8 protein-coding genes are annotated in these 9,358 nt (G+C 72.2%); 6 read left to right on the forward strand and 2 right to left on the reverse strand.

Annotated features, from left to right (window positions below; genetic code table 11):
• Positions 1-1,106 (reverse strand): hypothetical protein (locus tag FV222_RS10440; RefSeq protein WP_147814152.1); only part of this gene is annotated, 1,106 nt, incomplete at its 3' end.
• Between the two features lie 263 nt (positions 1,107-1,369).
• Between FV222_RS10440 and FV222_RS10445 the strand changes: the two genes are divergently transcribed.
• The 4 genes from FV222_RS10445 to FV222_RS10460 all read left to right on the forward strand — a co-directional run bounded on the left by FV222_RS10445 (position 1,370) and on the right by FV222_RS10460 (position 6,440).
• Complete coding sequence (locus tag FV222_RS10445; RefSeq protein WP_147814154.1) at positions 1,370-3,040, forward strand: HAMP domain-containing methyl-accepting chemotaxis protein; 1,671 nt, start codon at positions 1,370-1,372, stop codon at positions 3,038-3,040.
• A 97-nt stretch (positions 3,041-3,137) separates the two neighbouring features.
• A complete protein-coding gene (locus FV222_RS10450) occupies positions 3,138-4,238 on the forward strand; it encodes a hypothetical protein (RefSeq protein WP_246685407.1) in 1,101 nt (366 codons plus the stop codon).
• Complete coding sequence (gene hslU / locus FV222_RS10455; protein ID WP_147814156.1) at positions 4,235-5,548, forward strand: ATP-dependent protease ATPase subunit HslU; 1,314 nt, start codon at positions 4,235-4,237, stop codon at positions 5,546-5,548. The genes FV222_RS10450 and hslU overlap by 4 nt, the downstream gene beginning before the upstream one ends.
• A gap of 70 nt (positions 5,549-5,618) precedes the next feature.
• Positions 5,619-6,440 carry an EamA family transporter gene (locus FV222_RS10460; RefSeq protein WP_147814166.1) on the forward strand — a complete coding sequence of 274 codons (822 nt, stop codon included), beginning with the start codon at positions 5,619-5,621 and terminating at the stop codon, positions 6,438-6,440.
• A gap of 30 nt (positions 6,441-6,470) precedes the next feature.
• Here FV222_RS10460 and FV222_RS10465 read toward each other — a convergent pair whose 3' ends face one another.
• Positions 6,471-7,586, reverse strand: a complete 1,116-nt coding sequence (locus FV222_RS10465; RefSeq protein ID WP_147814158.1) for an MBL fold metallo-hydrolase — start codon at positions 7,584-7,586, stop codon at positions 6,471-6,473.
• Positions 7,587-7,759: 173 nt separating this feature from the next.
• On the opposite strand from FV222_RS10465, the gene FV222_RS10470 reads away from it, so the two are divergent.
• A complete protein-coding gene (locus FV222_RS10470) occupies positions 7,760-8,578 on the forward strand; it encodes a Crp/Fnr family transcriptional regulator (protein ID WP_147814160.1) in 819 nt (272 codons plus the stop codon).
• A 4-nt stretch (positions 8,579-8,582) separates the two neighbouring features.
• On the forward strand, positions 8,583-9,358 hold a 776-nt coding region (locus FV222_RS10475), incomplete at its 3' end, for a GAF domain-containing protein (RefSeq protein ID WP_147814162.1).

Raw genomic sequence — 9,358 nt, forward strand, 5'->3', positions numbered from 1 at the left:
GGCGCAGGCGCTGCAGCCGTCGGAGCGGGCGCCGGAGCCGCCGCCAGCACCGTGAACGGCCGCTCGACCTGGGTGGTGCGGTCGCTGAACTTGTCCCGCAGGGTGAAGGCGAGGACGTAGTCGCCCGGGTCGACGCCGGCGATGCCCAGCGTGAAGTGGAAGGAGAACTTCGGGTAGCCGTCCAGGATGCCGTCCTTCCCGGCTGTGAACTCCTTGTCGATCACGGCCTTCTGGCCGCTGAGGATCGCACCGCCCTTGCTCTGCAGCACGTAGTCGACGACCAGGCCGAACCGGACGTCGCCGCCGGCCACCGGCACCAGCGTCTCGCCGACCGGCTCCATGTAGGTGATGACCTTCTCGCTCGGCAGGAAGGCGCCCACGGCGCGCGGGTCGACGTCGCCGAACCCCTCCGACGGGCGCGTCACGAACAGCACCCGGCGCACGCCGAGGCTCTGGCTGGCGACCGGGGCTGCGGCCGGAGGAGAGGCCACGGCAGCGGGAGCCGGCGGCTTGGCCGCCGCGGGGGCTTCCGCCTTGCTCGCTTCCGATTTGCCCGCCCCGACCTTGCCGGACTGCACGGAGCCGCCCGACCAGAACCCGCCGCCACCGCCACCGCCGCCGGCTGGGATCGTCACGCTCTTCATGATCGCCGACAGCGCGGTCTCGTTCGTCGCGCGGTCGTCCTCTGAGCCCCACACGGTGATCAGGACCGCCCGGTTGCGGTTCGCGTCGAGGGTGACGAAGTCGATGATCGCCTTGCCGTTCTTGTCCGTTGCCTGGTAGCGCTGCACCTGGCCCGGGGTGCCGTTGAAGTCGATGGTCTGCTCCGTCGGCTTGCCGACGAGCTTGACCTTGTTCTTCGTCAGGTAGGCCTTGCTGTCCTTGATCAGGGAGTCGAGGCGCGACTTGCTGTCGGTGGCGATGTTGACGACGATGTCGCCGTCCGCCGAGACGGAGGCGATCTCGGTCTCGTAAACGCTGGTGTCCCAGTCGTCCGGCATCGTCGCGGTGACGGCGGGCTCCTTCGCCGGCAGGACGATGTCCTTGGCGAAGGCCGGCGCGGCCAGCCCGATGAAGAGGGCGGCCCCCACGATCCAACGTTTCATGTGCGTCACCCCCGAACCGGGCTCGAACATCGATCCGGCGCTCGAACTCTCATCCGGTCTGACGAAACGACGGTCAAGGTTGTACCGGCGCCGCCCCCGGATTTATGCAGACGACCTCACGGTTTCGGTCGGAACGCGGCGACGAACAGGGCGATGTCCTGCTTACGCCCTGAGACCGCGCCGCGTCGAACAGGTTGTATGGGTAACGGGTCCTTGACAACCTGTGGATATGGTCCGCTGCGCAAGCACAGGGCCTGACGCGCATGACGATCGGCGGCAAACTTCTCGGACTGGTCGGCGCCTCCAGTCTCGTGACCCTCGTGGTCGCAGGCGTGGGCCTCGACACCCTGCGCACGTTCGACCGATCGGTCGGCGCGGCGCGGAACGCCACCGAGAACGCGCTGTTCGCCGCCGAGCTCACTAGGCTCGCCACCGACACGGCGCTGGAATCGCGCGGAATCTATGCCGCCGCCGACACCCAGGCCGCGCGGAAATACGCCGCCGGCATCGTCCGCGACCTCTCGGCGATCGATGCGCTGCTGACCGAGTGGCGCCCGGCGGTGCCGGAGGCGGACCGGCCGCTGTTCGAGCGCGTGGCCAAGGACGCCGCGGAGTTCCGCCGGCACCGCACCGAGACCGCCCGCCTCGGCACGGAGGTTTCGCCGAAGGCCGCCGCCGAGCAGGGTTTCACCGACGCGAACCGCGACAACCGCGTCGCCTTCCAGACCGGCATCGAAACCTTCGTGAAGCGGAGCCGCGAGCGCATCGAGACCCTGAACGCCGCCGCCGAAGCGCTCTACGTCGAGCGCCTGCGGCTCCTCCTGGCGCTGGCGTTCGGCGGAACCCTCGGCGGCCTGCTCGTCGGCGGCCTCGTCGGCCATCGGATGATCGCCAAGCCCCTGCGGGCCGTCTCCACGGCGATCCGTCGCCTCGCGCAAGGCGACCGCGACCTGCCCCCGGTCAAGCCGTCGCGCGACGAGATCGGCGCGATCTGGGCGAGCATGCGCACGTTTGCCGACGCGATGGGGGAGGCGGACGCCCTGCGCCGCAGCCAGGCGCAGGCCGGCCTCGAAGCCGGGGCGATCAAGCGGGCCGAGATGGACACCCTCGCCGACCGCTTCCAGGGCAGCGTCGGCGGCCTCGTCGGCCATCTCGCCGCCTCCGCCGGCACGATGGAGGAGACCGCCCGCGCCATGGCGCGCAACGCCGAGCGCACCAGCCTGCAGTCGCAGGCGGTGATGGACGCCGCGGCCACCGCCTCGATGAACGTCCAGGCGGTGGCCGCGGCCACCGAGGAGCTGGCCGCGACCGCCAACGAGATCGGCGCGCAGGTCTCTCAGACCTCGATCGCCGCCGCCGGCGCCGTCGAGAACGCGCGGCGCACCGAGCAGTCCGTGCAGCGGCTCGCCCGCAGCGCCGCCAGCATCGGCGAGGTCGTCTCGCTGATCTCGGGTATCGCCGGCCAGACCAACCTGCTGGCGCTCAACGCCACGATCGAGGCGGCGCGCGCCGGCGAGGCCGGCCGCGGCTTCGCAGTGGTGGCTGCCGAGGTGAAGAGCCTCGCCGGCCAGACCGCCCTCGCCACCGACCGGATCACCGCCGAGATCGCCAAGATCCGCGACGCCACCGCCGACGCCGTGGCGGCGATCGAGGAGATCGGCGGCACCATCGGCTCCGTCCACGAGATCGCGATGGGCGTCTCCGCGGCGGTGGAGGAGCAGCAGCTCGCCACCCAGGAGATCGCCCGCAGCGTGAGCGACGCCGCCGAGGGGACGCGTGCGGTGAGCGAGACCATGGCCGAGGTCCAGGCCGCCGCCCTCCAGGCGGGCGACGCCGCCGGGCAGGTCCTGGCTGCGGCCGGAGACCTCGCGCGCCGCTCCGCGGGCCTCGGCGGCGAGGTCGATGGGTTCGTCCGCGAGATCCGCGCCGCCTGAAGGCAGGCCGAGAACCGCTCTCGGGACCGCTCTCTGGATCGGCTCTGGTAAGCGTGGCGCCCTGCGCTTAGATCGGGGCGATGCGCCATCCCCCCTCGTGCCGGCAATCCTCCTGCCCGCCGTCCGTCCGGTGATCGACCACGCGCTCCTGTCGCGTGCGGTCGCCCGCGGCATCCTCACCGCGGCGCAGGTCGAAGCCCTCGACCGGCTCGCCCGCGAGGTGGCGGCTCCCGAGCCGGAGCGGGTGGACGACGACGAGCGCCTGCGCTTCATCACGGGCTTCGCCGACATCTTCGTCACCCTCGGCATCGCCCTGTTCCTTGGCGCGGCGTGGTGGCTGGCCGGCGACACCCTCGGCGAGACCGGAAGCCGGGTGCTCGTGGCGGCCCTGGCCTGGGGGCTCGCCGAGTTCTTCACCCGCCGCCGCAGGATGGCGCTGCCGAGCATCGCGCTGCTCGCGATCTTCGCGGTGGAATCCTTTCTCGCCGTCTCGTCGATGGCGGGCATCGCCGTCGGCTGGGGCAGCGCCCTGCCGGGACCGAGCGGTTCGGGCGCGCCGGCGCCGCTCCCCTATGCCGGGGCGGCGCTCGCGACGCTGGCGCTGTGCACCCTGCATTACCGGCGTTTTTCCGTGCCGATCACCATCGCGGCGGGCGCGGCGGCGCTCGCGGGCACGCTGCTGGCGCTGGCCTTCGCCCTCGTGCCGAGCCTCGATGCCGGCGCTTTCAGCGCGTTGCTGGTCGCGGCGGGCCTCGCGGTCTTCGCGCTCGCGATGCGCTTCGACCTCGCCGACCGGCAGCGCCAGACCCGACGCACCGACATTGCGTTCTGGCTGCACCTGCTCGCCGCCCCGCTGATCGTGCATCCGATGCTGACCACGGTCCTCCGGAGCGGCGACGCGCCGACGACGGTCTCGGCGATCCTGGTGCTCGGGGTCGTCCTGCTGCTGGCGCTGGTGGCCCTGGTCACCGACCGGCGCGCGATCCTGGTCGCCGGCCTGACCTATGCCGGGATCGCGTTCGGAACCCTGATCCGCGATGCCGGATTCACCAGCCGGGCCGCCCCGCTGAGCTTCCTCGCGCTCGGCGCCTTCGTCCTGCTTCTCAGCGCCGGCTGGCACGCGATGCGGGGCCTCGTCCTGCGCGGCCTGCCCGCGCGCCTGGCAGCCCGGCTGCCGCACCCGATCGGAGCCCGATGACCACGTTTTCCCCCCGCGAGATCGTCTCGGAACTCGACCGCTTCATCGTCGGCCAACACGACGCCAAGCGCGCCGTCGCCATCGCGCTGCGCAACCGCTGGCGCCGGCAGCAGCTCACCGGGCCGCTGCGCGAGGAGGTCGCGCCGAAGAACATCCTGATGATCGGCCCGACCGGTTGCGGCAAGACCGAGATCGCCCGACGCCTCGCGCGGCTCGCCGGCGCGCCGTTCCTCAAGATCGAGGCCACCAAGTTCACCGAGGTCGGCTATGTCGGCCGCGACGTCGAGCAGATCGTGCGCGACCTCGTCGAGGTGGCGATCGGGCTCGTGCGCGAGGAGAAGCGCAAGGCGGTCAAGGCCAAGGCCGAGGCGGCGGCCGAGAACCGCATCCTCGACGCCCTGGTCGGCCCGACCGCGAGCCAGCCCACCCGCGACAGCTTCCGCAAGAAGCTCCGCGACAGCCAGCTCGACGACAAGGAGGTCGAGATCGAGCTTGCCGGCAACCCGTCCTCGGGCATGCCGATGTTCGAGATCCCCGGCATGCCGGGCGCGTCCATGGGCGCGGTCAACTTGGGCGACATGTTCGGCAAGGCGTTCGGCGCCACCAAGGGCAAGCCGCGCCGGATGAGCGTGCGCGACGCCTACGCGCCTTTGCTGGCGGAGGAATCCGACAAGCTCGTCGACGACGACGCGCTGATCCGCGAGGCGATCCGCGAGGTCGAGGACAACGGCATCGTCTTCCTCGACGAGATCGACAAGATCTGCGCCCGCGAGGGCCGCTCCTCGGCCGACGTCTCCCGCGAGGGCGTGCAGCGCGACCTGCTGCCGCTGATCGAGGGCACGACGGTGACGACGAAGCACGGGCCGGTGAAGACCGACCACGTGCTGTTCATCGCGTCGGGCGCCTTCCACGTCTCGAAGCCCGCCGACCTGCTGCCGGAGCTGCAGGGCCGCCTGCCGATCCGCGTCGAGCTGCAGCCGCTCACCGTCGAGGACTTCAAGCAGATCCTCACCTCCACCGAGGCGAGCCTGCTCAAGCAGACGGTGGCGCTGATGCAGACGGAAGGCGTGACGCTGGCCTTCTCGGACGACGCGGTGGACGCGCTCGCCCGCGTCGCCGTGGAGGTGAACGGCTCGGTCGAGAACATCGGCGCGCGACGCCTCTCGACCGTGCTGGAGCGCGTCATCGACGAGGTCTCGTTCACCGCCACCGACCGGGCCGGGGAGACGGTGGCGATCGACGCGGCCTACGTCCGCGACCGGGTCGAGAGCCTCGCGGCCAACGCCGACCTCAGCCGCTTCATCCTGTAGCGTGGTGCGCCACATCGAGCGGGCAGGGGCGTCGGCGACGCTCCTGCCCGTCGTCGCGCTCGTCGCCGGCATGGTCTCGCTCCAGAGCGGGGCGGCCCTGGCCAAGAGCCTGTTCCCGGCCGTCGGCGCCGCCGGGGTGTCGAGCCTGCGCGTCGGCTTCTCGGCCCTGATCCTGCTCGCGGTGTGGCGTCCGTGGCGGCGAAGCCTCGGGCTTCGCGAGGCCGGGATGATCGCGCTCTATGGCGCGGCGCTCGGGATGATGAACCTGACCTTCTACCTGGCGCTGCGCACGATCCCGCTCGGGCCGGCGGTGGCGATCGAGTTCCTGGGGCCGCTCGCGGTCGCGCTCTCGGCCTCGCGCCGGGTCGCCGACTTCGCCTGGATCGGCCTCGCCATCCTCGGCCTCGGGCTGCTGCTGCCCCTGCGCGACGCCGGCGGCCTCGACCCGGTCGGCGTCGCCTACGCCCTGGTCGCGGCCTTGGCCTGGGCGCTCTACATCGTGTTCGGGCAGCGTGCCGGGCGGGTCGACGGCGGGCAGGCGGTGTCGCTGGGCATGCTGGCCGCCGCCCTGATGGTGGCGCCGTTCGGCCTGGCGAGTTCCGGTGCGGCCCTGTTCGACCCGGCGACGCTGGTCCTCGGCTTCGGGATCGCGGTGCTGTCGAGCGCGCTGCCGTATTCCCTCGAGATGGTGGCCCTGCGCCGCCTGACGCGTCAGGCCTTCGGGGTGATGATGAGCCTGGAGCCGGCGATCGCCGCGCTTGCGGCGCTGATCCTGCTCGGCGAGCGCCTGTCGCCGCTCCAATGGCTGGCGATCGGCTGCGTGATCGCGGCCTCGGCCGGCATCACCGCCGGCGGTCGCAGGGCTGCGAAGGCGGCCGCGACGACGCCTTGAAGGCGGGCGCAGGCGGCGACCCCGGGGCGGTCAGCCTTCCCACACCTGCCCGGGCCGCAGCGCCAAAAAACGCGCACGCGGCTGCCCGGCCTGGTCCATCGCGGCGTCCAGCGCCTCGGCCGGCGCCTCGATGCCCTCGTCGGTGAGCTTGAAGGTGCCCCAATGGTGCCCGAGCGCCTGGCGCGCGCCGAGCAGGTCGAGGGCGGCGACCGCGTCGGCCGGGTTCATGTGCTGCGCCTGCATGAACCAACGCGGCTCGTAGGCGCCAATCGGCAGGGTCGCGAGCCGCGGAGCCCCGAAGCGCGTCCGCACGTCGCGGAAGATCGCCCCGTCGCCGAAGCCGGTGTCGCCGACATGGTAGTGGACGCCCTCGGGCGACGTGATCACGAAGGCGCACCACAGGGCCATGCGCCGGTCGTTCAGCCCGCGGGCCGACCAGTGGTAGGCCGGCGTCAGGTGCACGCTCACGCCATCGCCCAGGTCGACCGAGCCGCCCCAGTCGCGGGTCTCGACGTGCATCGTCTCGTCGTAGCTGCGCAGGATCGCGTCGTTGCCGAGCGGCGCAACGACGAGCGGCTGGTGCGCCTGCCAGACTCGCGCGAGGCTCGGCCCGTCGAGATGGTCGTAGTGGTTGTGGGTGATCAGCACGCAATCGATCGGCGGCAGGTCGGCCATCGCGATGCCGGGCGGGTTGACCCGCTTCGGCCCGGCGAAGCGCACCGGGCTCGCGCGCGTTGCGAAGACCGGGTCGATCAGGATGTTGCGGCCGGCGACCTGCACGAGGTAGCTCGCATGCCCGATCAGCACGACGCGCAGGTCCGAGACGCGCTCCGGCGGCCGGTCGGCCGGGAACGGGCTCGGATAGCGTTCCGGCCACGCCGTGCCGCCGCGCTCCGCCTTCCAGCGGACGACGTCGCCCAAGGACTTGTCGGCGGCTTGCGTCTTGTCGGCGACCTGGGAATTGTCGGCGACCTGGGAATTGTCGACGACCTGGCCGGGCGCGAAGAACCGCACCCCGTCGAAGTGGTCGCTCGTCGGCCCGCGGTAATACGGGTTCCGCCCGCGCCGGTGCACGGCGTAGCCGACGCCGCCCAGGGTCATCACCGTGGCCGCGCTCGCGGCCGTGAGCAGGCTTCGCCGTTTCATGCCGTGATCACATGGCCGGCGCCGCCTGGGAATCAAGCCGACGTCCCTGTCGTCGCGAACTGGCACCGGGGACAGCCTCCGCGAAAATCGGCGCGAACTTCGCCTTGTGAACAGACGGCGGCCTCGCGCTGCGCTATGGCCTTGATGCACGTGAGGATCGAACCGCTGCCGCCATGGCCGTCACCGCCGCCCCGTCCTTCGGCAGGAACCTCCTGCTGCGCGCCCTGCAGCCCGCCGACCGGGCGCTGATCGCGCCCTACGCCGAACCGGTGGAGTTCGTGCGCGGCGACGTCGTGTTCGGCTCGGGCGACCCGGTCTCGCACGTCACCTTCCCCTGCGACCACACGGTGGTCACCCTGGCGATCACCATGCTCGACGGCCGCATGGCCGAGACGGCGACAGTGGGCTGGGAGGGCGCCGTCGGCGGCGTGGTCAGCCAGGGCTACCTGCCGGCCTTCAGCCGCGCCGTGGTGCAGATCGGCGGCCCGGCCTTGCGCGTGGAAGCTGGGCGCCTCCAGGCGGCCAAGCAGGCCTCGCGCACCCTGCGCAACCTGTTCACACGCTACTCCGACTGCCTGATCGCCCAGCTCCTGCAATCGGTCGCCTGCAACGCCCTGCACCCGATCGAGCAGCGCGCGGCCAAGTGGCTGCTGACCCTGCACGACCGGCTCTCGACCGACGTCCTGCCGATCACCCAGGACGTGTTGGCCGAGATGCTCGGCGTGCGCCGCACCTACCTGTCGGGCGTGCTGCGCGGCCTGCACGACCGCGGGATGATCGCGGTGGCCCGCGGACGCATCACCATCCGCGACCGGGCGGCCCTGGAGCGGGCGGCCTGCGAGTGCCACGACCGCGTGCGCCGCCATTTCGAGGACGTGCTCGGCGCGGTCTACCGCGACGACGGCACGCTGGTCGCCGTCGACCCGGCGGCGGCCGGCGCGGCGAGTTCGGCCGCGCAAGGCGGTTCGGCCTCGCGAGAAAAGGCGGCGTGAGGCCATGACCGCCGCACCGACCCCGGACCCGCTCGACGGCGCTCGCCTCGCCGCCCTCGACGAATACGGCATCCTCGACACGCCCGCCGAGAGCGGCTTCGAGGACATCGTCCTCCTGGCCTCGCAGGCCTGCGAGACCCCGACGGCGCTCGTCAGCTTCGTCGCCAAGGACCGGCAATGGTTCAAGGCGCGGATCGGGTTCGACCCGTGCGAGACGCCGCTGACCCAATCGGTCTGCGCGCACGCGCTCGGCCGCGACGGCATCCTCGTCATCCCCGACCTGACCCGCGACCCGCGGACCCGCGACAACGCCCTCGTCACCGGCGATCCGCAGATCCGGTTCTATGCCGGGGCGCCGCTGCACACGCGGGACGGCTTCGCGCTGGGCACGCTCTGCGTCATCGACTCCGTGCCGCGCCCCGAGGGCTTGACGGTGCGGCAGACGGCGACCCTGACCGCGCTGGCGCGCCAGGTGATGGTCCAGCTCGAGTTGCGCCGAGCGATCGAGAACCGCGAGCAGGCGCTCGCCGCCCGTGCCCGCGCCGAGGAGCAGCTGCGCCTCGCGGTCGAGGCCACCGGCATCGGCATCTTCGACTTCGACCTCGCCACCGGCGAGCTGCGCTGGGACGCGCGGGTGCGTGCCTTGTTCGGCGTGCCGGCGCGCGGTCCGATCACCTACGCGGAGACCTATCTCGGCGGCGTCCACCCCGACGACCGGGAGCGCGCGGACGCGGCGGTCCGGGCGGCCATGGACGCGGACGGCGTCGGCGTGTTCGACAC

Origin of the sequence: Methylobacterium sp. WL103, assembly GCF_008039885.1 — a bacterium.
Classification (GTDB): Bacteria; Pseudomonadota; Alphaproteobacteria; order Rhizobiales; family Beijerinckiaceae; genus Methylobacterium; species Methylobacterium cerastii.